19 protein-coding genes are annotated in these 22,450 nt (G+C 62.9%); 14 read left to right on the forward strand and 5 right to left on the reverse strand.

Annotated features, from left to right (window positions below; genetic code table 11):
• Positions 1–2: 2 nt before the first annotated feature.
• Together APH25_RS06865 and APH25_RS06870 are read right to left on the reverse strand one after the other, a co-directional pair.
• Positions 3–500, reverse strand: a complete 498-nt coding sequence (locus tag APH25_RS06865; RefSeq protein WP_028632289.1) for a PaaI family thioesterase — start codon at positions 498–500, stop codon at positions 3–5.
• A gap of 57 nt (positions 501–557) precedes the next feature.
• Positions 558–1,940 (reverse strand): amino acid permease, encoded by a 1,383-nt coding sequence (locus APH25_RS06870; protein ID WP_060481459.1) that lies wholly within the window; start codon positions 1,938–1,940, stop codon positions 558–560.
• A gap of 300 nt (positions 1,941–2,240) precedes the next feature.
• Between APH25_RS06870 and APH25_RS06875 the strand changes: the two genes are divergently transcribed.
• Positions 2,241–3,491, forward strand: a complete 1,251-nt coding sequence (locus APH25_RS06875) for an aspartate aminotransferase family protein (protein ID WP_060481460.1) — start codon at positions 2,241–2,243, stop codon at positions 3,489–3,491.
• A gap of 3 nt (positions 3,492–3,494) precedes the next feature.
• Here the strand turns inward: APH25_RS06875 and APH25_RS06880 are convergent, their stop codons facing one another.
• Positions 3,495–3,797, reverse strand: coding sequence for a hypothetical protein (locus tag APH25_RS06880; protein WP_028632286.1), 303 nt, complete (start codon positions 3,795–3,797; stop codon positions 3,495–3,497).
• A gap of 183 nt (positions 3,798–3,980) precedes the next feature.
• Here APH25_RS06880 and APH25_RS06885 point away from each other — a divergent pair, with 183 nt between their 5' ends.
• Entirely contained in the window at positions 3,981–4,406 is a 426-nt protein-coding gene (locus APH25_RS06885; protein ID WP_060481461.1) for a hypothetical protein, read from the forward strand.
• 73 nt (positions 4,407–4,479) lie between these two features.
• Entirely contained in the window at positions 4,480–6,591 is a 2,112-nt protein-coding gene (gene fusA / locus APH25_RS06890) for an elongation factor G (RefSeq protein WP_060481462.1), read from the forward strand.
• 36 nt (positions 6,592–6,627) lie between these two features.
• Here the strand turns inward: fusA and APH25_RS06895 are convergent, their stop codons facing one another.
• Entirely contained in the window at positions 6,628–8,070 is a 1,443-nt protein-coding gene (locus tag APH25_RS06895; protein WP_060481463.1) for a SulP family inorganic anion transporter, read from the reverse strand.
• Between the two features lie 113 nt (positions 8,071–8,183).
• Entirely contained in the window at positions 8,184–9,347 is a 1,164-nt protein-coding gene (locus APH25_RS06900; protein ID WP_028632282.1) for a hypothetical protein, read from the reverse strand.
• A gap of 141 nt (positions 9,348–9,488) precedes the next feature.
• Here APH25_RS06900 and APH25_RS06905 point away from each other — a divergent pair, with 141 nt between their 5' ends.
• From APH25_RS06905 to nuoJ, 11 genes are all read left to right on the forward strand, one after another.
• Positions 9,489–10,223, forward strand: coding sequence for a secretin N-terminal domain-containing protein (locus APH25_RS06905; RefSeq protein WP_060481464.1), 735 nt, complete (start codon positions 9,489–9,491; stop codon positions 10,221–10,223).
• Positions 10,224–10,713: 490 nt separating this feature from the next.
• A complete protein-coding gene (gene aceA / locus APH25_RS06910; RefSeq protein ID WP_028632280.1) occupies positions 10,714–12,039 on the forward strand; it encodes an isocitrate lyase in 1,326 nt (441 codons plus the stop codon).
• 666 nt (positions 12,040–12,705) lie between these two features.
• Positions 12,706–13,119 carry an NADH-quinone oxidoreductase subunit A gene (locus tag APH25_RS06915; protein WP_003251427.1) on the forward strand — a complete coding sequence of 138 codons (414 nt, stop codon included), beginning with the start codon at positions 12,706–12,708 and terminating at the stop codon, positions 13,117–13,119.
• Positions 13,120–13,128: 9 nt separating this feature from the next.
• Positions 13,129–13,806, forward strand: a complete 678-nt coding sequence (locus APH25_RS06920) for an NADH-quinone oxidoreductase subunit B family protein (protein WP_008096180.1) — start codon at positions 13,129–13,131, stop codon at positions 13,804–13,806.
• 79 nt (positions 13,807–13,885) lie between these two features.
• Positions 13,886–15,667: an NADH-quinone oxidoreductase subunit C/D gene (gene nuoC / locus APH25_RS06925; protein WP_028632279.1), complete on the forward strand. Its 1,782-nt coding sequence runs from the start codon at positions 13,886–13,888 to the stop codon at positions 15,665–15,667.
• Between the two features lie 2 nt (positions 15,668–15,669).
• A complete protein-coding gene (gene nuoE / locus APH25_RS06930) occupies positions 15,670–16,167 on the forward strand; it encodes an NADH-quinone oxidoreductase subunit NuoE (protein WP_028632278.1) in 498 nt (165 codons plus the stop codon).
• A complete protein-coding gene (gene nuoF, locus APH25_RS06935) occupies positions 16,164–17,528 on the forward strand; it encodes an NADH-quinone oxidoreductase subunit NuoF (protein ID WP_060481465.1) in 1,365 nt (454 codons plus the stop codon). Before nuoE ends, nuoF begins: the two co-directional genes overlap by 4 nt.
• Positions 17,529–17,658: 130 nt before the next feature.
• Positions 17,659–20,373, forward strand: a complete 2,715-nt coding sequence (gene nuoG, locus APH25_RS06940) for an NADH-quinone oxidoreductase subunit NuoG (protein WP_028632276.1) — start codon at positions 17,659–17,661, stop codon at positions 20,371–20,373.
• Positions 20,370–21,377 carry an NADH-quinone oxidoreductase subunit NuoH gene (gene nuoH, locus APH25_RS06945; protein ID WP_028632275.1) on the forward strand — a complete coding sequence of 336 codons (1,008 nt, stop codon included), beginning with the start codon at positions 20,370–20,372 and terminating at the stop codon, positions 21,375–21,377. Before nuoG ends, nuoH begins: the two co-directional genes overlap by 4 nt.
• 11 nt (positions 21,378–21,388) lie before the next feature.
• Positions 21,389–21,937: an NADH-quinone oxidoreductase subunit NuoI gene (gene nuoI, locus APH25_RS06950; protein ID WP_016488223.1), complete on the forward strand. Its 549-nt coding sequence runs from the start codon at positions 21,389–21,391 to the stop codon at positions 21,935–21,937.
• Between the two features lie 10 nt (positions 21,938–21,947).
• Positions 21,948–22,448, forward strand: coding sequence for an NADH-quinone oxidoreductase subunit J (gene nuoJ, locus APH25_RS06955; protein WP_028632274.1), 501 nt, complete (start codon positions 21,948–21,950; stop codon positions 22,446–22,448).
• The last annotated feature ends 2 nt before the right edge of the window (positions 22,449–22,450 follow it).

Genomic DNA, 22,450 nt, shown 5'->3' on the forward strand with positions numbered 1-22,450 from the left:
CTTCAGCTGTGCCCGTGGGCCTTGAGCCTGAGCTTGTCGGTGTCTACCCGTACGAAAACAGAATCGGCGGTAACGGTTAGCGTATCGCCGGCCCACACTTCGCAGACCACCCGGCTCTTGCGCCCCACTTCCCCCTCTACCCGGGCCTTGAGCAACAACTCGACGCCCATGGGCGTGGGCTTCAGGTAGTTCAGGCCGAGGCTGCCGGTCACGCAGTCGATGCGGGGCAGGCTGCCAGGCTCGCGCCCTTCGCAGCGGTAGTGGTAGGCCATGGCCGTCCAGTTGGAGTGGCAGTCCACCAGCATTGCCAGCAGGCCGCCGTAAACCAGGCCGGGCCAACCGGTAAATGTGCTGTCGGGGGTGTGGCGGCAGACCAGGTGAATACCGTCTGTATCCCAGTGGCTTTGCACGTGCAGGCCGCTGGGGTGGGCGCAACCGCAGCCGTAGCAGATACCGTCTGGTGCAGCCAGGGCCTGCAGGCAAGTGAGGGTGTGGTTCATACGCTTCCTGTGCTTGTTGGAATGGGGGCGCGCAACGCCCCCATTAAAGCAGAAGCCTCAAGCCGTTTGGGCAAGCTGCGCGCCGCGCCGCTGGGTCAGCGACACCAGCAGAATGAACGCCGTCACCGCTGCCGTCATCAGCGTCTCGTAGCGGTAGGCGTCGCTGAACAGCATGTACCCCAGCACCATGACGATGGTGCCGATCACCAGCCAGGTCAGCCAGGGGAACAGCCACATCTTCAGCTCCAGCGGCCGCCCTTCCCGTTCGGCGCGGGCCCGCATGCGCAACTGCGACACGGCGATTACCAGGTACACCAGCAAGGCGATCGCACCGGTGGTAGACAGCAGGAAGCCGAACACCTTGCCCGGGAACACATAGTTGACCAGGCACCCGGCAAAGCCGGCCAGGGTAGAGAACACCACCGCCACGGTCGGCACGCCGGAGCCGGCGATGCGCCGGGTAACGCTGAGCGCCTGGCCGCGGGCACCCAGCGAATAGAGCATGCGCGAGGCGGTATACAGGCCGGAGTTCATGCAACTGGTCACGGCCACCAGCACCACCACATCCACCAGCAGCTTGGCACCGGGCACATTCAACACCTCCAGTGCCCGCTGGAACGAACCCACCGCTTTCAGCCCGGGGTCGTTCCAGGCCACCAGCGACACCACCAGGAAGATCGATGCCAGGTAGAAGATGGCGATGCGGTACACCACCAGGTTGGTGGCACGGCGGATCTTATCCTTGGGGTTGGCCGTTTCGTCTGCAGCAATGGTGACGATTTCGGCACCGAAGAACGAGAAGATGGTAATCAGCACACCGCCCAGTACAGTGCCGAAACCGTTGGGCATGAAGCCGCCCTGGTCCCACAGGCGGCTGACCCCGGACACCTGCGCCAGCGGCCAGAAGCCGGTGACGGCCAAGGTGCACACCACGATGAAGGCGATGATCGCCACCACCTTCACCAGCGCGAACCAGTACTCGAAGGCCCCGAAGTTCTTGACGCTGACCAGGTTGGTGCCCGATAGCACCAGCATGATCACGAAAGCGAACAGCCAGGACGGCACCTGAGGGAAGTACGCATGCAAGATATCGGCGCCGGCAATGGCCTCCACCGGAATGATCAGCACCCAGAACCACCAGTACAGCCAACCGATGGTAAAACCGGCCCACGGCCCGATGGCTTCGCTGGCGTAGGTGGAGAATGAGCCACTGGTGGGGTTGGCAATGGCCATTTCCCCAAGCATGCGCATCACCAGCAGCACCAGCAGGCCGGTCATGGCATAGGAGATGAGAATCGCGGGGCCTGCCGTGGCAATCGCGTTGGACGAGCCGATGAACAGGCCGGCGCCGATGATGCCGGCGATCGAAATCATCGACACCTGGCGGGACGTAAGGCCATGTTGCAGTGAACGCTGTTTCTTATTGTTTGGGGAAGCCATGAGAACCCTCTACTGGATCGGCCATGCTTTTGATGGATCCGGGCCAGTATTCAACCTGCGACGGGGGGCAACAAACGACCTTTTAGAAGTATGTGATTCCGCTAGGGAATGATATGGGTACCCATGCCCTCATCACCGGCTAACAGAACCCCACTACATCAAAGAAGCCCGGCGCTCAGCTTGCCCTTCAGCTCAATTTTGCAGGAATACACGGAATGACCCCAATCGAATAATTCGTTTGCGCGGCTACCAGCCAAAAGGCTTGGATAAGCACCTGACCGACCACAGGTGCCCGTCCCCATGCTCCAGGAAAGTATCAGCCAGTCCATTGCCATCGTTCACCCCATCACCCTTTCCCATGGCCGTAACGCCGAAGTGTGGGGCACCGACGGCAAGCGCTACATCGACTTCGTCGGCGGCATCGGCGTGCTCAACCTGGGCCATTGCAACCCAGCGGTGGTGCAGGCCATCCAGGCACAGGCCGCCCAGCTGACCCACTACGCATTCAACGCCGCCCCGCACGGCCCCTACCTGGCATTGATGGAGCGCTTGAGCCAGTTCGTGCCGGTCAGCTACCCGGTGGCAGGCATGCTGACCAACAGCGGTGCCGAAGCGGCCGAAAACGCCCTGAAGGTAGCCCGCGCGGCCACCGGCAAGCGCGCGGTCATTGCGTTCGACGGCGGGTTCCACGGCCGCACCCTGGCCACCCTGAACCTCAATGGCAAGGTGGCGCCCTACAAGCAGCGGGTCGGTGAATTACCGGGCCCGGTGTACCACCTGCCCTACCCCAGCGCCGACACCGGCGTTAGCTGTGACCAGGCGCTGGCGGCCATGGAGCGCTTGTTCAGTGTGGAGCTGGCCGTAGAAGACGTGGCCGCGTTCATTTTCGAACCGGTACAGGGCGAAGGCGGGTTCCTGGCCATGGACCCTGGGTTTGCCCAGGCGCTGCGCCGCTTCTGTGATAGCCATGGCATTCTGCTGATCGTTGACGAGATCCAGTCCGGGTTTGGCCGCACCGGCCAGCGCTTCGGCTTTACCCGGCTGGGCATCGAGCCCGACCTCGTGCTGCTGGCCAAGAGCATTGCAGGCGGCATGCCGCTGGGGGCGTTGGTTGGCCGCCAGGCGCTACTGGCCGCGCTGCCCAAGGGGGGCCTGGGCGGCACCTACTCCGGCAACCCGATCGCCTGTGCGGCAGCGCTGGCCAGCCTGGCGCAAATGACCGACGCCAACATCGCGACCTGGGGTGAGCACCAGACCCAGGCCATTGCGCAGCGGTTCGAGCAATGGAAGGCCAGCGGGCTGTGCCCGGCGCTTGGCCGGCTGACCGGCGTGGGGGCCATGCGTGGCATCGAGCTGGTGGACGCCGAGGGCAAGCCGGCGCCCGCCCAACTGGCCAAGGTGCTGGAAGCGGCGCGGGCCAAGGGGCTGCTGCTGATGCCCAGCGGCAAGGCCCGGCACATCATCCGCCTGCTGGCACCGCTGACCATCGAGGCCGCGGTGCTCGAAGAAGGCCTGGATATCCTCGAGCAGTGCCTGGCGGCGTTGAACTGAGGCTTACAGGCCCAGCTCTTCAGGGGTGAGCATGTCGGACTCGAACGCGATCCAGCCACCTTCGAGTTCGGCGTGGCCGTTCACGATCGGGCCGTAGTAGGTGAGGCCATTCTCCAGGGTGACGCAGATGTGCGTGGCTGGCTTGTCCGGGGCAGCGAGGGTGCCTACGAAATGCACCTTCTTCAAGGTTTCGGTCACTGCCTCCAGGCCCACGCGCATGGCCGTATTTTCTGACGCTTCGGCGTCGCCGCCACGGTCTTCGGCGCTGATGGTGACGGTGGCGGTGTACGGGTACTTGCTGCTCAAACGGGTTACCTCAGGGGGTGGGTAGGGTTGTAGGGGCGTAGAGTACGGCAGGTGGTTGGGGTTGTCTCTAATGACCTGATCACGGGGCCAGCTATGTTGCAGCCAGCCCTGCAAAAGATGATCTGCCTGCCCCGATCTGTTAGGGTGCCCGCCGATGCACGCCACACCACACGAGGATACCGAGTGAGCGCCGAAGAACCCCTGATCGCCGACCTGTTCGATGTGGACAAACGCCTGTCCCTCAAGCCTGTGGTGGATTTCAACAGCTACCTGCGCAATGCCTTCGGCGAAGGGCCGTGCCGCTGCCACCGCTGCACCGAAGGCCAGGACCAGGCCAGCTACAGCCTTGCGCACAACTTTACCTTCGACAACCGCCAATGGCACCGGCGCTTCGCCAGCACCTGCGCCAGCGACGTGGCCCAGGTACTGAAAAAGGCCTGGCTATCGTACACCAAGGCTGACCTGGGCCTGTTCGGCCCGCTGGACCTGACCACCGTCAAAACCTTCACCGAGGCCAGCCTGCACCCACGCCTGCTGGCCCTGTTGCCCGCCAGTGGCCTGGCCCGCGAAGTGGACGGCCAGTGGCAGTTGCAGGCCCCGGCCGACTGACAGCCAGGCGGTACGGCAGGATCCCCCGCATCTGCTAACGTGGGGGGATCCGCCTCTGCGCAGGTAGTCTGTCATGGCCCGCACAACCCCCATCGAGCTGTACCGCAACATTGGCATCGTTGCCCACGTGGATGCCGGCAAAACCACCACCACCGAGCGAATCCTGTTCTACACCGGGGTCAACCACAAGATGGGCGAGGTGCATGACGGCGCCGCGACCATGGACTGGATGGCCCAGGAGCAAGAGCGCGGCATCACCATCACTTCAGCCGCCACCACGGCGTTCTGGCAGGGCTCGGCCAAGCAGTTCGCCCACAAGTACCGCTTCAATATCATCGACACCCCCGGCCACGTCGACTTCACCATCGAGGTGGAGCGTTCGCTGCGCGTGCTCGATGGCGCGGTGGTGGTGTTCAGCGGCGCCGACGGGGTAGAGCCGCAGTCCGAAACGGTGTGGCGGCAGGCCAACAAGTACCATGTGCCACGCCTGGCCTACATCAACAAGATGGACCGCCAGGGCGCCGACTTTCTGCGGGTGGTCAAGCAGATCGACCAGCGCCTGGGCCATCACCCGGTGCCCATTCAGCTGGCCATTGGCAGCGAAGAACACTTTATGGGCCAGATCGACCTGGTGAAGATGAAAGCCATCTACTGGAACGACGCCGACCAGGGCACCAGCTACCGCGAAGAGGACATCCCCGCTGAGCTGCAGGCGCTGGCTGATGAGTGGCGTGCGCACCTGGTGGAGGCTGCTGCCGAAGCCGACGACGCACTCACCCTGAAGTTTCTGGAAGGCGAGCCGCTGACGACCGACGAAATCAAGGCCGGCCTGCGCAAGCGCACCCTGAACAACGAAATCGTGCCCACCGTGCTGGGCTCATCGTTCAAGAACAAGGGGGTGCCGCTGATGCTCGACGCGGTGATCGACTACCTCCCTGCCCCCTCCGAGATCCCGGCTATCCGTGGCACCCACCCGGACGACGACACCAAGCACCTGGAGCGCCACGCCGACGACAACGAGCCGTTCTCGGCCCTGGCGTTCAAGATTGCCACCGACCCCTTCGTCGGTACGCTGACCTTTGCCCGGGTCTATTCCGGCGTGCTCAGCTCTGGCAATGCCGTGCTCAACTCGGTGAAGGGCAAAAAGGAGCGCATTGGCCGCATGGTGCAGATGCACGCCAACCAGCGTGCAGAAATCAAGGACGTGTGCGCCGGTGACATTGCCGCGCTGATCGGCATGAAGGACGTGACCACCGGCGATACCCTGTGCGACCTGGACAAGCCCATCGTGCTGGAACGCATGGATTTCCCCGACCCGGTGATTTCCGTGGCGGTAGAACCCAAGACCAAGGCCGACCAGGAAAAAATGGGCATCGCCCTGGGCAAGCTGGCCCAGGAGGACCCGTCGTTTCGCGTACGCACCGATGAGGAAACCGGCCAGACCATCATCTCCGGCATGGGCGAGCTGCACCTGGACATCATCGTCGACCGCATGCGCCGCGAGTTCAACGTGGAGGCCAACATCGGCAAGCCGCAGGTGGCGTACCGCGAAAAAATTCGCAACACCTGCGAGATTGAAGGCCGCTTCGTTCGCCAGTCGGGTGGCCGTGGCCAGTATGGCCATTGCTGGATTCGCTTTGCGCCGGGTGACGAAGGCACCGAGGGGCTAACGTTCATCAACGAGATTGTGGGCGGCGTGGTGCCAAGGGAATACATCCCGGCCATTCAGAAAGGCATCGAAGAACAGATGAAGAACGGCGTGCTGGCCGGCTACCCGCTCATCAACCTGAAGGCTGCGGTGTATGACGGCTCCTATCACGACGTGGACTCCAACGAGATGGCCTACAAGATCGCCGCCTCCATGGCCACCAAGCAACTGGCACAACAAGGGGGCGCGGTATTGCTGGAGCCGGTGATGAAGGTAGAGGTGGTCACCCCAGAGGAGTACCAGGGGGACATCCTGGGTGACCTCAGCAGGCGCCGGGGCATTATCCAGGATGGTGATGAAACGCCGGCCGGCAAGGTCATCCGCGCGGAAGTGCCGCTGGGCGAGATGTTCGGCTACGCCACGTCGATGCGCTCGATGAGCCAGGGCCGGGCGAGCTTCTCCATGGAGTTCACCCGCTATGCCGAGGCACCGGCCAGCATCGCCGACACCCTCGTCAAGAAAAACCGCGGCGGGTAGGGGCGGTTTTAGCTGTAAACAGCCCGCCCTGAACCGTTAATGCTGCTCCCCTGCCCGCTTCAACAGCTTCTTGCACCGCTCAGACAGGTGCACCACCCGCAAATGCTTGCCGGCCTTTGCATAGCGTTCACGCAGGGTTTTCAAGGCGGCAATGGCCGAGTAATCGACAAAGCTCAGGTGCTGGCAGTCCAGCGTAACCTGGGCGGGGTCGTTGGGCGTGTCGAACTGGTTGAGAAACGACGTAGTGGAGGCAAAGAACAGCGTGCCATGCACCTGGTAACGCTTGCCGCCCTCCCCGTCATCATGGCTGTCGGCATACAACTCCCGCGCATGCTGCCAGGCAAAGTTCAGCGCCGCGACAATGATGCCGAACAGCACAGCCATGGCCAGGTCGGTCAGCACCGTGACGATGGTCACCGCAATGATTGCCAGAACGTCGCTGGCCGGCACTTTGTGCAACACCCGCAGCGATGCCCAGGCAAACGTCTGCTGGGCCACCACGAACATCACGCCCACCAGCGCGGCCAGCGGAATCCGCTCGATCAGTGGCGACAGAAACAACACGAACAGCAGAATCATCACCCCGGCGACCACCCCCGACAAGCGGCCACGGCCACCGGAACTGAGGTTGATCACGGTTTGCCCGATCATCGCGCAGCCGCCCATGCCGCCGCACAGGCCAGACACCATGTTCGCCGCACCCAACGCCACGCACTCGCGGTCGGGGTAGCCGCGGCTCTCGGTGATTTCATCGGTAAGGTTCAGGGTGAGCAGGGTTTCCAGCAGGCCGACCATGGCCATCAGCACCGCATAAGGGGCAATGATGCGCAGGGTTTCCAGGTTCCAGGGCACATCGGGCAGCGCCAGCGGCGGCAGACCACCGGCAATGTGCGCCATGTCACCCAGGGTGCGGGTGGGCAGGTCGAGCAGGTACACCAACAGGCCCACGCCGAGGATCGCCACCAGCGCCGGGGGCACCGTGCGGGTCAGCTTGGGCAGCCCGTAGACCACCAGCATGGTCAGGCCCACCAGCCCGGCCATCAGGTACAACGGCGTGCCCGTCAACCATTGCTCGCCTTGCTTGAAGTGCTCCAGCTGGGCCATGGCGATAACGATGGCCAGGCCGTTGACGAAGCCCAGCATCACCGGGTAAGGCACCAGGCGCACCAGTTTGCCCAGGCGCAACACACCGAACAGGATCATCACCACACCGCCCAGCAATACTGTTGCGAGCAGGTATTGGGCGCCGTGCTGCACCACCAGCGCCACGATCACCACGGCCATCGAGCCCGCAGCACCGGAGATCATCCCCGGCCGGCCACCGAACAGCGCAGTCAGGGTACAGATGATGAACGCGCCGTACAGGCCCATCAGCGGGTTGAGGTGGGCCACCAGGGCAAAGGCGATGCACTCAGGCACCAGCGCAAACGAAGTCGTCAGGCCGGCCAGCAGGTCGGCACGTTGGTTGGCAGGTTTCATGAGCATCCTGTATTGCGGCCCGCGAAGGGCAGTGAAAAAGCAGGGGCGCGATGTTACGGAATTTGTCTGACAGCGGCCACCGTTCATCGTTAGCGGCCTGCCCGGGGTGACACCTACGCCAAACTGCCTTTCACCAGCCACTCGGCCATGGAGGCATCTTCCAGCGCGTACTCGCCACGGTTGGCCTTCCACACCAGTTCCTTTTCGCGCAACGCGTCCAAAGCTTTTTGTACGTTCGGCGTGCTGGCATTGGGTTCCGCCTGCTGGCGCTCAAGGGTGCGGTTTACGTCGGCCAGGGTCTGCTCGCTGAACGGCGTGAAAGGCTGGCCGGCCAGCGCCCGCCCAGCCATCACCGCCAACACCGCCTGCTGCAGCGGCGACAGGTCGTTCCAGGCACTTTCGTAGTCGCTCCACACGCCGGCTTGGTGGTTCAGCGCCCCCGTACGCAACAGCGCCCCCAGGTTCCCCGCCGCGCCGAGCCCCACGCTTACCTCAGCCAGCAGCTTGCCGAGCATTTCTGGCCGCCGCCCTACCCGCTCGAAGGCATCCTCCAGGTCATCGACCTTGAACTGGTTGCTGTCTGCCAGCCGGCTGTTCCACACCTGGGTGATGAACTCGACAAAATCACGCCCCAGCAAGGGAAACGGGGTAATGCTGGCGCCGTAGAACGGCTGTTTGCTCTTGAGCACCAGGTTGGCCAGCTTGTCGCGGCTGGAACCTGTGAATACCAGGCGCAAGCCGTCTGGCCGGTCACCCCGGTTAAGCTGGTCGCGCGCAGCCTTCAGGGCAAACATGGCATTCAGCCCGCCTGCGCTGTTGAGTGCATGCTGGGCTTCGTCGATGATCAGGATGACCATTTGGCCAGCCACCTGGTGCAGCACGGCCAGTGCCTGTGCCAGGGTCGTGCCGGCAGGCAGTTGCGGCCGGGTAAAGTCCCAGCTCAAGGTACGCAGCAGGTTGATCTTGTCGATGCCGGCCTTCTTCGCCGTTTTGGCCAGCGTACCCTCGAAGCCAGCCAGTGCCGTGCCGATGGCCCCGCTGATGAGTTCGGCCGGGTCCGTATCGCGGTCCGACCACAAGTCGACGTATACCGGCAACCAGCCGCGCTGCACGCACGCCGGCACAAGGTCGTTGTTGAGGAAGGTGCTCTTGCCGGTGCGCCTGGGCGCGGCCAGGAACATACCCGAGCTGTAATCCACCAGTGATTCACCGGCAAGGTCGCGCACCAGGGTCTCTGCCAGCGCGGTACGGCGGAAAATGGGGCGGGACGGGCTCATAGGTTTATCCTTTATTATCTAGCGGACTATATTTTATAGCTTAACGGATAAATATAGATAATGGGGCCTGGATCACTCAGGCTCAGCCACAGTGCTTTAGATTTGCCAACATGCCTATTCCACCATGCGGGGATCAACGCCATGCCGCTACGCCCTCTTGCCTTCGGCCTGCTGCTCATTGCCAGCTTTGCTGCCCACGCCGCCACCGAGGTACTGCCACTGCAACACCGCAGCAGCGCCGAACTGCTGCCTACCGCCAAGGCATTCATCGGCGGGGATGGAACGGTGACCGCCTTCGAGAACAAGCTGGTAGTGAACGCCAGTACGCAGCGCATCGATGATTTGCGCACCTTGTTGCAGCAGCTGGACACCGCCCCGAAACGCCTGCTCATCAGCGTGGACAATGACGACAGCAACTACCAGGATAACCGCGGCAACGGCCAGGTCATCCGCCACAGCACGCAGAACCGCGAAGGGGGCGTGCAACAAATCCAGGCCAGCGAGGGGCAACCGGCACTGATTCAACTGGGCCAGAGCATCCCTATTACCCAGGTGGGCACCGATGACTACGGGCGCCTGCGCAGTGATACCCAGTACCGCAATGTAACCCAGGGTTTTTACGTGACCCCAAGCCTGAGCGGCGACACCGTCAGGCTGCAAATAAGCACCAATAATGACCGAATGAGCAGCGAACGTGCTGATGTAGTGAAAGTACAGAGTACCGACACGACCGTCACCGGCAAGCTCGGCGAGTGGTTGCCCCTGGCAGGGTACAACCCGCAAAGCATCGCAGGGCGTAGCGATTCAAGCCGCACTTACGGCACGCAGCGGGGGGATAGCATGACGCTGCGGGTGAAAGTGGAGCTTCTGGAGTGAATCCAGGCCACTCAAGGGCTCGACCAACGGCCTTGAAACTGACTGACGAGTCGTATTAGACCAAAGATGTAGTAGACCAAAAAAAGCACTACAAAACGTTTGACAGGCTCTTTTTACCAAGGGCATGATGGCCTCGCTCCCGCTAATCAGGGGCCCTGAACGGGGCCTTCGAGGTGCACTCCGCTCACCCCAGGGGTAACCTCGCGTCCACACGGCCCACAAGGCGGTTCGACAGGATTGCGACTGCAACGAAGAAGTTGTCCCGAGGGACGGAAGCGCATCACCGCAGTACTGGCAACCGCAGCGCTGGGCAGCAAGGCAACCACGAGCCGACCTGCCGAAGCACATGTTTGCCTGGCCTGCACACCCTTCCCCTTCGCGCCTTCACCTTCGTCGTCGCACGCCTGCATACAGGACAACCGCCTGGCCCCTGACCGGCCCCGAGCATCAGCACAATTACCCCAAGATCGATGCGACGAGGTTTATTTCCATGGCACTGACACGCGAACAGCAAATTGCAGCCCTCGAAAAAGACTGGGCCGAGAACCCGCGCTGGAAAGGCGTGACCCGTACCTACACCGCCGCCGATGTCGTTCGCCTGCGTGGCTCCCTGCAGCCGGAGCACACCCTGGCGCGCCAGGGTGCCGAAAAACTGTGGAAGCTGGTCACCCAAGGTGCCCACCCGTCCTTCCGCCCAGAAAAAGACTTCGTCAACTGCATGGGCGCCCTCACCGGCGGCCAGGCCGTGCAGCAGGTAAAAGCCGGCATCCAGGCCATCTACCTGTCGGGCTGGCAGGTTGCTGCCGACAACAACTCGGCCGAGTCGATGTACCCCGACCAGTCGCTGTACCCGGTTGACTCTGTACCCACCGTGGTCAAGCGCATCAACAACTCGTTCCGCCGCGCCGACCAGATCCAGTGGAAGGCCGGCAAGAACCCGGGTGACGATGGCTACATCGACTACTTCGCGCCGATCGTGGCCGACGCCGAAGCCGGCTTTGGCGGTGTGCTGAACGCCTACGAGCTGATGAAGAACATGATCGAGGCAGGCGCTGCCGGTGTGCACTTCGAAGACCAGCTGGCCTCGGTGAAAAAATGCGGCCACATGGGTGGCAAGGTACTGGTGCCTACCCAGGAAGCTGTTCAGAAGCTGGTGGCTGCGCGCCTGGCTGCCGACGTGGCGGGTGTGCCCACCATCATCCTGGCCCGGACCGACGCCAACGCTGCCGACTTGCTGACCAGCGACTGCGACCCGTACGACCAGCCATTCGTCATTGGCGAGCGTACCCGTGAAGGCTTCTACAAGGTGCGCGCCGGCCTTGACCAGGCCATCGCCCGCGGCCTGGCCTACGCGCCGTATGCCGACCTGATCTGGTGCGAAACCGCCAAGCCAGACCTGGACGAAGCCCGCCGCTTCGCCGAAGCGATCAAGAAGGAGTACCCGGACCAGATCCTGTCGTACAACTGCTCGCCTTCCTTCAACTGGAAGAAAAACCTGGACGACGCGACCATCGCCAAGTTCCAGCGCGAGCTGTCGGCCATGGGCTACAAGCATCAGTTCATCACCCTGGCGGGTATCCACAACATGTGGCACGGCATGTTCAACCTGGCACATGACTACGCCCGTAACGACATGACCGCCTACGTGAAGCTGCAGGAGCAGGAATTCGCTGACGCCAGCAAGGGCTACACCTTCGTGGCGCACCAGCAGGAAGTGGGCACCGGCTACTTCGATGACATGACCACCGTGATCCAGGGTGGGGCGTCGTCGGTGACGGCGCTGACCGGCTCTACCGAGGAAGAGCAATTCCACTGATAGTGGGTTGCGGTTGAATGAAGGCCCGGGGCTTGCGAAAGCCTCGGGCCTTTTTTGCATGGCGCCAGATAGCCGTTATTTGCGCAGATGTGGCCGGTTTGGGTTGTGCGGCGGCGCTCGCTCTCACAAGCGCCACACCTCTTCCGCCAATCACATACCAGCCCCACCCCAAAAGCCATCCCCGGCAAAACCCAGGATCAGGTCTATGCTTGAGACAACACAACCTGACCCCTCAACCGACAAACCATTGACCTGGCGCGCTACCCGCCCGGTCAAAAACTGCTAGAACACGCGCTTTTCGCATTTGCAAGTAGGGGACTCGGCACATGAACTTTACAAGGTGCAGAACAGCCAAATTACAGTGCACCAAGTCAAATGATATTAATTATCATTCCGAAATTTGTAATTCGTTACCACTCGCAAGAAACATAATTAACAAAACCGCCCGCAATCCCCGAATCTCAAGGCTTTCAGCCAGTTACAAAGGTGTTTTGTACTAAATCCTACGAATAAATTTGCCACAGAAATTTTACTTGCACCGGGTTTACCCATAAAATCAGCGCGATTGATTCAGCTGCGACATTTGGTCACTGCGTCTGCGACACCAGGTCGCCGTACTACTTAATTCAGACTGCAGAGCTGGGTCTCTGTATAAGGAACTCAAGCATGTCCGATTCGGCAGGACTCATCGCCCACAACTGGGGCTTTGCCATCTTCCTTTTGGGTGTCGTCGGCCTGTGTGCCTTCATGCTCGGCCTGTCCAGCCTGCTCGGTAGCAAGGCCTGGGGCCGCGCCAAGAACGAACCCTTCGAATCCGGCATGCTGCCTGTTGGCAGCGCCCGCCTGCGCCTGTCCGCCAAATTCTATCTGGTCGCGATGCTGTTCGTGATCTTCGATATCGAAGCCCTCTTTCTCTTTGCATGGTCTGTGTCCGTCCGCGAAAGCGGCTGGACCGGGTTCGTCGAAGCACTCGTTTTCATAGCAATTCTGTTGGCAGGTCTTGTCTACCTATGGCGCGTCGGGGCTCTTGATTGGGCTCCCGAAGGGCGCCGCAAGCGGCAAGCGAAGCTGAAACAATGAGGCTTTGGCATGCAATACAATCTCACCAGAATCGATCCGGATGCGCCCAACGAGCAGTACCCGGTCGGTGAGCGGGAAACCGTCACCGATCAACTGCTAGAGGACCAGGTCCACAAGAACATCTACATGGGGAAACTCGAAGATGTGCTGCGTGGGGCGGTCAACTGGGGCCGCAAGAACTCCCTGTGGCCATACAACTTCGGCCTGTCCTGCTGCTACGTGGAAATGACCACGGCCTTCACGGCACCCCACGACATCGCCCGCTTCGGCGCCGAAGTCATCCGGGCCTCGCCGCGTCAGGCCGACTTCATGGTCATCGCCGGTACCTGCTTCGTGAAGATGGCGCCGATCATCCAGCGCCTGTACGAGCAGATGCTCGAACCCAAGTGGGTCATTTCCATGGGGTCGTGCGCCAACTCCGGCGGCATGTATGACATCTACTCGGTCGTTCAGGGGGTCGACAAGTTCCTCCCCGTGGATGTCTACGTGCCTGGCTGCCCGCCACGCCCTGAGGCGTTCCTGCAGGGCCTGATGCTGCTGCAGGAGTCGATCGGCCAGGAACGACGCCCGCTTTCCTGGGTAGTGGGTGATCAAGGCATTTACCGTGCCGAGATGCCCGCCCAGAAAGACCTGCGTCGTGAGCAGCGCATTGCCGTCACCAACCTGCGCAGCCCCGACGAAGTCTGATCCAGCGACCTGCCGCCCGCTCCTCAAGGAGCCGGCGGCCTGGCTTCATTCTTAACGCTGACCCAAAGCGACCGAGACCATGACAGCGGACAACGCTATTTTCATTCCGCCCTACAAGGCAGACGACCAGGATGTGGTCGTCGAATTGCATAACCGTTTTGGCGCCGAAGCATTCGTCGCCCAGGAAACCCGCACCGGCATGCCCGTGCTGTGGGTCAAGCGCGCCCAGCTCAAAGAGGTGCTCAGCTTCCTGCGCGGCGTCGCCAAACCGTACAGCATGCTGTACGACCTGCACGGCGTTGACGAACGCCTGCGCACCCAGCGCCGTGGCCTGCCGGCGGCCGACTTCAGCGTGTTCTACCACCTGCTGTCCATCGAACGAAACAGCGACGTGATGATCAAGGTGTCGCTCAGCGAAGGCGACCTGAACCTGCCTTCGGTCACCAGCATCTGGCCGAACGCCAACTGGTACGAACGCGAAGTGTGGGACATGTTCGGCATCGACTTTGCCGGCCACCCGCACCTGAGCCGCATCATGATGCCGCCCACCTGGGAAGGTCACCCGCTGCGCAAGGACTACCCTGCCCGCGCCACCGAGTTCGACCCCTACAGCCTGACCCTGGCCAAGCAGCAGCTTGAAGAAGAGTCGGCACGCTTTAACCCAGAGGCCTGGGGCATGAAGCGCCAGGGCGCCAACGAGGACTACATGTTCCTCAACCTGGGCCCCAACCACCCTTCGGCCCACGGTGCCTTCCGCATCGTGCTGCAGCTGGACGGTGAAGAGATCGTCGACTGCGTACCGGACATCGGCTACCACCACCGTGGTGCCGAAAAAATGGCCGAGCGCCAGTCCTGGCACAGCTTCATCCCCTACACCGACCGCATCGACTACCTGGGCGGGGTGATGAACAACCTGCCTTACGTACTGGCGGTCGAGAAGCTGGCCGGCATCCAGGTGCCGCAGAAGGTCGATGTGATCCGCATCATGCTGGCCGAGTTCTTCCGTATCACCAGCCACCTGCTGTTCTTGGGTACCTACATCCAGGACGTAGGCGCCATGACCCCGGTGTTCTTCACCTTCACCGACCGCCAGCGCGCCTACACCGTGATCGAGGCGATCACCGGTTTCCGCCTGCACCCGGCCTGGTACCGCATCGGTGGCGTTGCCCACGACCTGCCGCGCGGCTGGGACAAACTGGTGAAGGACTTCGTCGAATGGCTGCCCAAGCGCCTGGACGAGTACACCAAGGCGGCCCTGCAAAACAGCATCCTCAAGGGCCGTACCATCGGCGTCGCGGCCTACAACACCCAGGAAGCCCTGGCGTGGGGCACCACCGGTGCCGGCCTGCGTTCCACCGGTTGCGACTTCGACCTGCGCAAAGCCCGCCCGTACTCCGGCTACGAGAACTTCGAGTTCGAAGTACCGCTGGCCCACAACGGCGACGCCTACGATCGTTGCATGGTCCGTGTTGAAGAGATGCGCCAGAGTATCCGCATCATCGACCAGTGCCTGCGCAACATGCCGGAAGGCCCGTACAAGGCGGACCACCCGCTGACCACGCCGCCGCCCAAAGAGCGCACCCTGCAGCACATCGAAACCTTGATCACCCACTTCCTGCAAGTCTCGTGGGGCCCGGTGATGCCGGCCAACGAGTCGTTCCAGATGATCGAGGCGACCAAGGGCATCAACAGTTACTACCTGACGAGCGATGGCGGCACCATGAGCTACCGCACCCGCATCCGGACGCCGAGCTACCCGCACCTGCAGCAGATCCCTTCGGTGATCAAGGGCAGCATGGTCGCCGACCTCATTGCGTACCTGGGCAGTATCGACTTCGTTATGGCTGACGTGGACCGCTAAGCATGAACAGCACGCTTATCCAAACCGACCGTTTCGCCCTGAGCGAAACCGAGCGCTCGGCCATCGAGCACGAAATGCACCACTACGAGGACCCGCGTGCGGCGTCCATCGAAGCCTTAAAGATCGTGCAAAAGGCACGTGGCTGGGTGCCGGACGGCGCCATTCACGCCATCGGCGAAGTGCTGGGCATCCCGGCCAGCGACGTGGAAGGTGTGGCCACCTTCTATAGCCAGATCTTCCGCCAGCCCGTTGGCCGCCACATCATCCGCGTGTGCGACAGCATGGTCTGCTACATCGGCGGCCATGAATCGGTCGTCAGCCAGATCCAGAGCGAGCTGGGCATCGGCCTGGGCCAGACCACTGCCGACGGGCGCTTCACCCTTCTGCCGGTGTGCTGCCTGGGCAACTGCGACAAGGCCCCGGCCCTGATGATCGACGACGACACCTTTGGCGACGTGCAGCCTGCCGGCGTCACCAAGCTGCTGGAGGGTTACGTATGACCATTACTTCCTTCGGCCCGGCCAACCGCATTGCGCGTTCGGCCGAAACCCATCCTTTGACCTGGCGCCTGCGTGAAGACGGCGAACCGGTCTGGCTGGCCGAGTACGAGTCCAAGAACGGCTACGCCGGTGCCCGCAAGGCCTTGGCGCAGATGTCGCAGGACGACATCGTGCAGGCAGTCAAGGACTCCGGCCTCAAGGGCCGGGGTGGTGCTGGCTTCCCCACGGGCGTCAAGTGGGGCCTGATGCCCAAAGACGAATCCATGAACATCCGCTACCTGCTGTGCAACGCGGACGAAATGGAACCCAACACCTGGAAGGACCGCATGCTGATGGAGCAACAGCCCCATCTGCTGATCGAAGGCATGCTGATCAGTGCGCGGGCCCTGAGGGCCTACCGCGGCTATATCTTCCTGCGTGGCGAATACACCACCGCCGCCAAGAACCTTAATCGCGCCATCGATGAAGCCAAGGCCGCCGGCCTGCTGGGCAAGAACGTGCTGGGCAGCGGTTTTGACTTCGAGCTGTTCGTGCACACCGGTGCCGGGCGCTACATCTGCGGCGAAGAAACCGCACTGATCAACTCGCTGGAAGGCCGCCGCGCCAACCCGCGCTCCAAGCCGCCCTTCCCTGCCGCCGTGGGTGTGTGGGGCAAGCCGACCTGCGTGAACAACGTCGAGACCCTGTGCAACGTGCCGGCCATCGTCGCCAACGGCAACGACTGGTACAAGGCGCTGGCCCGTGAAGGCAGCGAGGACCACGGTACCAAGCTGATGGGCTTCTCCGGCAAGGTGAAAAACCCGGGCCTGTGGGAACTGCCATTCGGCGTGACTGCCCGCGAGCTGTTCGAGGACTACGCCGGTGGCATGCGCGACGGCTTCACGCTCAAGTGCTGGCAGCCGGGTGGCGCCGGTACTGGCTTCCTGTTGCCCGAGCACCTCGACGCACAGATGTATGCCGGTGGCATCGCCAAGGTGGGTACCCGCATGGGTACGGGCCTGGCCATGGCCGTGGACGACAGCGTCAGCATGGTTTCGCTGCTGCGCAACATGGAGGAGTTCTTCGCCCGCGAGTCGTGCGGCTGGTGCACTCCATGCCGTGATGGCCTGCCATGGAGCGTGAAGATGCTGCGCGCCCTGGAAAAAGGCCAGGGCCGCGCCGAAGACATCGAGACGCTGCTGGGCCTGGTCAACTTCCTCGGCCCAGGCCGTACCTTCTGTGCTCACGCACCGGGTGCCGTCGAGCCCTTGGGCAGTGCCATCAAATACTTCCGGTCCGAGTTCGAGGCCGGTGTCGCGCCAGCAAGCGCTGCCGACACCCTGCGCCCGAACCTGGCCCAACCGATTACGGTTGGCGCATAACAAGATGAAACGCGGGTGGTCCGTGCCACCCGCCGGCCTTGCAGGCGCGCGCAGGTTTGACGCGAGCCGCGGGCCCACCGATTTCCATTAGCCACGCCCGCTCACGCGGGCCAACGAAGAACTTTGAACAATGGCCACTATCCACGTAGACGGCAAAGCGCTCGAAGTCAATGGTGCAGACAACCTGTTACAGGCCTGTCTGTCGCTCGGCCTCGACATCCCCTATTTCTGCTGGCACCCGGCGCTTGGTAGCGTTGGCGCTTGCCGGCAGTGCGCGGTCAAGCAGTACACCGACGAGAACGACACCCGTGGTCGTATCGTCATGTCCTGCATGACCCCTGCCTCCGACGGCACCTGGATCTCCATCGAAGACGAAGAGTCCAAGGCGTTCCGCGCCAGCGTCGTTGAATGGCTGATGACCAACCACCCGCACGACTGCCCGGTGTGCGAGGAAGGCGGTCACTGCCACCTGCAGGACATGACGGTAATGACCGGCCATAACGAGCGCCGCTACCGTTTCACCAAGCGTACCCACCAGAACCAGGACCTCGGCCCGTTCATCGCCCACGAGATGAACCGCTGCATCGCCTGTTATCGCTGCGTGCGCTACTACAAGGACTATGCCGGTGGTACCGACCTGGGCGTGTACGGCGCTCACGACAACGTGTACTTCGGCCGGGTCGAAGACGGCGTGCTGGAAAGCGAGTTCTCCGGCAACCTGACCGAGGTCTGCCCGACTGGCGTATTCACCGACAAGACCCACTCCGAGCGCTACAACCGCAAGTGGGACATGCAGTTCGCCCCGAGCATCTGCCATGGCTGCTCCAGCGGCTGCAACATCAGCCCCGGTGAGCGCTATGGCGAACTGCGCCGCATCGAGAACCGCTTCAACGGCTCGGTCAACCAGTACTTCCTGTGCGACCGCGGCCGCTTCGGCTACGGCTACGTCAACCGCACCGACCGCCCCCGTCAGCCGCTGCTGGCCGACGGCACCAAGTTGGGCCTGGATGCTGCACTGGACAAGGCCGCCGACCTGCTGCGTGGCCGTACCATCGTTGGCATCGGCTCGCCACGCGCCAGCCTCGAAAGCAACTATGGCCTGCGTGAGCTGGTGGGCGCCGAGTACTTCTACTCGGGTATGGAGGCCGGCGAGCTGGCCCGCGTACGCCTGGCGCTGAGCGTGCTGAACAACAGCCCGTTGCCGGTACCGACCCTGCGCGACATCGAAGACCATGACGCCGTGTTCGTGCTGGGTGAAGACCTCACTCAAACCGCCGCGCGCCTGGCCCTGTCGGTGCGCCAAGCCACAAAAGGCAAGGCCGAGGCCATGGCCGAGGCGATGAAAGTACAGCCTTGGCTGGACGCCGCCGTGAAGAACATCGGCCAGCACGCGCTGTACCCGCTGTTCATCGCATCCCTGGCTGAAACCAAGCTGGACGACGTGGCCGAAGAATGCGTACACGCCGCGCCAGCCGACCTGGCCCGCATCGGCTTTGCCGTGGCCAACGCCATCGACCCAAGCGCCCCGGCCGTTGCTGGCCTGGACAGCGAAGCCCAAGCCTTGGCGCAGCGCATCGCCGACGCACTCGTGGCTGCCAAGCGCCCACTGGTGGTCGCCGGTACCTCGCTGGCCGACCCGGCGTTGATCGAAGCGGCTGCCAACATCGCCAAGGCGCTGAAGCTGCGCGAGAAAAACGGCTCCCTGAGCCTGGTGGTGCCCGAGGCCAACAGCCTGGGCATGGCCATGCTCGGGGGCGAGTCGGTAGACGCTGCACTGGATGCAGTGATTGCCGGCAAGGCTGACGCCATCGTGGTGCTGGAAAACGACCTGTACGCCCGCGTACCGGCTGCCAAGGTCGATGCTGCCCTGGCGGCGGCCAAGGTGGTGATCGTGGCCGACCACACCAGAACCGCCACCGTCGAGCGCGCCCACCTGGTGCTGCCGGCTGCATCGTTTGCCGAAGGCGACGGTACCCTGGTGAGCCAGGAAGGCCGTGCCCAGCGCTTCTTCCAGGTGTTCGACCCGCAATACCTGGACAGCAGCATCCAGGTTCACGAAGGCTGGCGCTGGATGCACGCCCTGCGTGCCACCCTGCTGAACAAGCCCGTGGACTGGACCCAGCTGGACCACGTGACCAGCGCCTGCGCCGAAGCCGCCCCGCAACTGGCCGGCATCGTCAACGCTGCGCCAAGCGCCGCGTTCCGCATCAAGGGCATGAAGCTGGCCCGCGAACCGCTGCGTTATTCGGGCCGTACCGCCATGCGCGCCAACATCAGCGTGCACGAACCGCGTACCCCGCAAGACAAAGACACCGCGTTCGCGTTCTCGATGGAAGGCTACTCGGGCTCTGCCGAACCGCGCCAGCAAGTGCCGTTCGCCTGGTCGCCGGGCTGGAACTCCCCGCAGGCGTGGAACAAGTTCCAGGACGAGGTCGGTGGCCACCTGCGTGCCGGTGACCCGGGCGTGCGCCTGATCGAATCCCAGGGCGATGGCCTGAGCTGGTTCACTGCCATTCCGGGCGCCTTCAACCCGGCCCGTGGCAACTGGACAGCCGTGCCGTTCTTCCACCTGTTCGGCAGCGAAGAAAACTCGTCGCGCGCCGAACCGGTGCAAGCGCGTATCCCGGCTGCCTACGTTGCACTGGCCAAGTCCGAAGCGGACCGCCTGGGTGTCAACGAAGGCGCCCTGCTGAGCCTGAACGTGGCTGGCGTGGCCCTGCGCCTGCCGCTGCGTATCAATGAACAACTGGGCGCAGGCCTGGTGGCATTGCCCAAAGGCCTGGCCGGCATCCCGCCTGCCATCTTCGGGGCAACCGTCGACGGCCTGCAGGAGGCAGCACAATGAGCTGGTTCACCCCGGAAGTAATCGATGTGATCCTCAGCGTCTTGCGCGCCATCGTGGTGCTGCTGGCGGTGGTGGTGTGCGGCGCGCTGCTCAGCTTCGTCGAGCGCCGCCTGCTGGGCTGGTGGCAGGACCGTTACGGCCCGAACCGCGTCGGCCCCTTCGGCATGTTCCAGATCGCTGCCGATATGCTGAAGATGTTCTTCAAGGAAGACTGGAACCCACCCTTCGTCGACCGGGTGATCTTCACCCTGGCACCGGTGGTGGCCATGAGCGCCCTGCTGATCGCCTTCGTGGTCATCCCGATCACCCCGACCTGGGGCGTGGCCGACCTGAACATCGGCCTGCTGTTCTTCTTCGCCATGGCGGGCCTCTCGGTGTACGCCGTGCTGTTCGCCGGCTGGTCGTCGAACAACAAGTACGCCCTGCTGGGCAGCTTGCGGGCATCGGCACAGACCGTCTCGTACGAGGTGTTCCTGGGCCTGGCGCTGATGGGCGTGGTGGTGCAGGTGGGCTCGTTCAACATGCGCGATATCGTCGAGTACCAGGCACAGAACCTATGGTTCATCATTCCGCAGTTCTTCGGCTTCTGCACCTTCTTCATCGCTGGCGTCGCCGTGACTCACCGTCACCCGTTCGACCAGCCGGAAGCGGAACAGGAACTGGCCGACGGCTACCACATCGAGTATGCCGGCATGAAGTGGGGCATGTTCTTCGTCGGTGAGTACATCGGCATCATCCTCATCTCCGCGCTGCTGGTCACCCTGTTCTTCGGCGGCTGGCACGGCCCGTTCGGCATCCTGCCGCAACTGTCGTTCCTGTGGTTCGCGCTGAAGACCGCATTCTTCATCATGCTGTTCATCCTGCTGCGCGCCTCGATCCCGCGCCCACGCTATGACCAGGTGATGGACTTCAGCTGGAAGTTCTGCCTGCCGCTGACCCTGATCAATTTGCTGGTGACCGCTGCGATCGTGCTTTACAACACGCCAGCCGTCGCGGCCCAGTGAGGATTTGACCCATGTTCAAGTATATCGGCGACATCGTTAAGGGCACCGGTACCCAGCTGCGCAGCCTGGCAATGGTGTTCTCCCACGGGTTCCGCAAGCGCGACACCCTGCAGTACCCCGAAGAGCCCGTGTACCTGCCGCCGCGCTACCGCGGCCGCATCGTGCTCACCCGCGACCCCGACGGCGAAGAGCGCTGCGTGGCGTGTAACCTGTGTGCGGTCGCCTGCCCGGTGGGCTGCATCTCGTTGCAGAAGGCCGAGACCGAGGATGGACGCTGGTACCCGGAGTTCTTCCGCATCAACTTCTCGCGCTGCATTTTCTGCGGCCTGTGCGAAGAGGCGTGCCCGACCACCGCAATCCAGCTCACTCCGGATTTCGAAATGGCCGAGTTCAAGCGTCAGGACCTGGTGTACGAGAAAGAAGATCTGCTGATCTCCGGCCCCGGCAAGAACCCTGACTACAACTTCTACCGTGTTGCGGGCATGGCGATCGCTGGCAAGCCGAAAGGCGCTGCGCAGAACGAAGCCGAGCCGATCAACGTGAAGAGCTTGCTCCCATAAGGACAGAAAGATGGAATTCGCTTTCTACTTCGCATCCGGGATCGCCGTGGTTTCCACCCTCCGGGTGGTCACTGGCACCAACCCCGTGCACGCCCTGCTCTACCTGATCATTTCGCTGATTTCCGTGGCGATGATCTTCTTCTCCCTTGGCGCGCCGTTCGCGGGCGCCCTGGAAGTGATCGCCTATGCCGGCGCCATCATGGTGCTGTTCGTGTTCGTGGTGATGATGCTCAACCTGGGGCCGGCCTCGGTAGCCCAGGAACGTGGCTGGCTCAAGCCGGGCATCTGGGCCGGGCCGGTGATTCTTGGCGCCCTGCTGCTGCTCGAGCTGCTGTATGTGCTGTTCGTCGCCCCAAGCGGCGCCGCCATCAGCGGCACCACCGTGGGCCCGAAGGCCGTTGGCATCAGCCTGTTCGGCCCCTACCTGCTGGTGGTCGAACTGGCGTCGATGCTGCTGCTGGCGGCAGCGGTCACCGCCTTCCACCTGGGCCGCAATGAGGCGAAGGAGTAAAT

Source organism: Pseudomonas sp. NBRC 111119, assembly GCF_001320125.1.
Classification (GTDB): Bacteria; Pseudomonadota; Gammaproteobacteria; order Pseudomonadales; family Pseudomonadaceae; genus Aquipseudomonas; species Aquipseudomonas parafulva.

Bases quoted from the DNA above. Each gene is read 5' to 3' on its own strand.
- APH25_RS06865 (WP_028632289.1), bottom strand. From the start codon at position 500: ATGAACCACACCCTCACTTGCCTGCAGGCCCTGGCTGCACCAGACGGT.
- APH25_RS06870 (WP_060481459.1), bottom strand. From the start codon at position 1,940: ATGGCTTCCCCAAACAATAAGAAACAGCGTTCACTGCAACATGGCCTT.
- APH25_RS06875 (WP_060481460.1), top strand. From the start codon at position 2,241: ATGCTCCAGGAAAGTATCAGCCAGTCCATTGCCATCGTTCACCCCATC.
- fusA (WP_060481462.1), top strand. From the start codon at position 4,480: ATGGCCCGCACAACCCCCATCGAGCTGTACCGCAACATTGGCATCGTT.
- APH25_RS06895 (WP_060481463.1), bottom strand. From the start codon at position 8,070: ATGAAACCTGCCAACCAACGTGCCGACCTGCTGGCCGGCCTGACGACT.
- APH25_RS06900 (WP_028632282.1), bottom strand. From the start codon at position 9,347: ATGAGCCCGTCCCGCCCCATTTTCCGCCGTACCGCGCTGGCAGAGACC.
- APH25_RS06905 (WP_060481464.1), top strand. From the start codon at position 9,489: ATGCCGCTACGCCCTCTTGCCTTCGGCCTGCTGCTCATTGCCAGCTTT.
- aceA (WP_028632280.1), top strand. From the start codon at position 10,714: ATGGCACTGACACGCGAACAGCAAATTGCAGCCCTCGAAAAAGACTGG.
- APH25_RS06915 (WP_003251427.1), top strand. From the start codon at position 12,706: ATGTCCGATTCGGCAGGACTCATCGCCCACAACTGGGGCTTTGCCATC.
- APH25_RS06920 (WP_008096180.1), top strand. From the start codon at position 13,129: ATGCAATACAATCTCACCAGAATCGATCCGGATGCGCCCAACGAGCAG.
- nuoC (WP_028632279.1), top strand. From the start codon at position 13,886: ATGACAGCGGACAACGCTATTTTCATTCCGCCCTACAAGGCAGACGAC.
- nuoE (WP_028632278.1), top strand. From the start codon at position 15,670: ATGAACAGCACGCTTATCCAAACCGACCGTTTCGCCCTGAGCGAAACC.
- nuoF (WP_060481465.1), top strand. From the start codon at position 16,164: ATGACCATTACTTCCTTCGGCCCGGCCAACCGCATTGCGCGTTCGGCC.
- nuoG (WP_028632276.1), top strand. From the start codon at position 17,659: ATGGCCACTATCCACGTAGACGGCAAAGCGCTCGAAGTCAATGGTGCA.
- nuoH (WP_028632275.1), top strand. From the start codon at position 20,370: ATGAGCTGGTTCACCCCGGAAGTAATCGATGTGATCCTCAGCGTCTTG.
- nuoI (WP_016488223.1), top strand. From the start codon at position 21,389: ATGTTCAAGTATATCGGCGACATCGTTAAGGGCACCGGTACCCAGCTG.
- nuoJ (WP_028632274.1), top strand. From the start codon at position 21,948: ATGGAATTCGCTTTCTACTTCGCATCCGGGATCGCCGTGGTTTCCACC.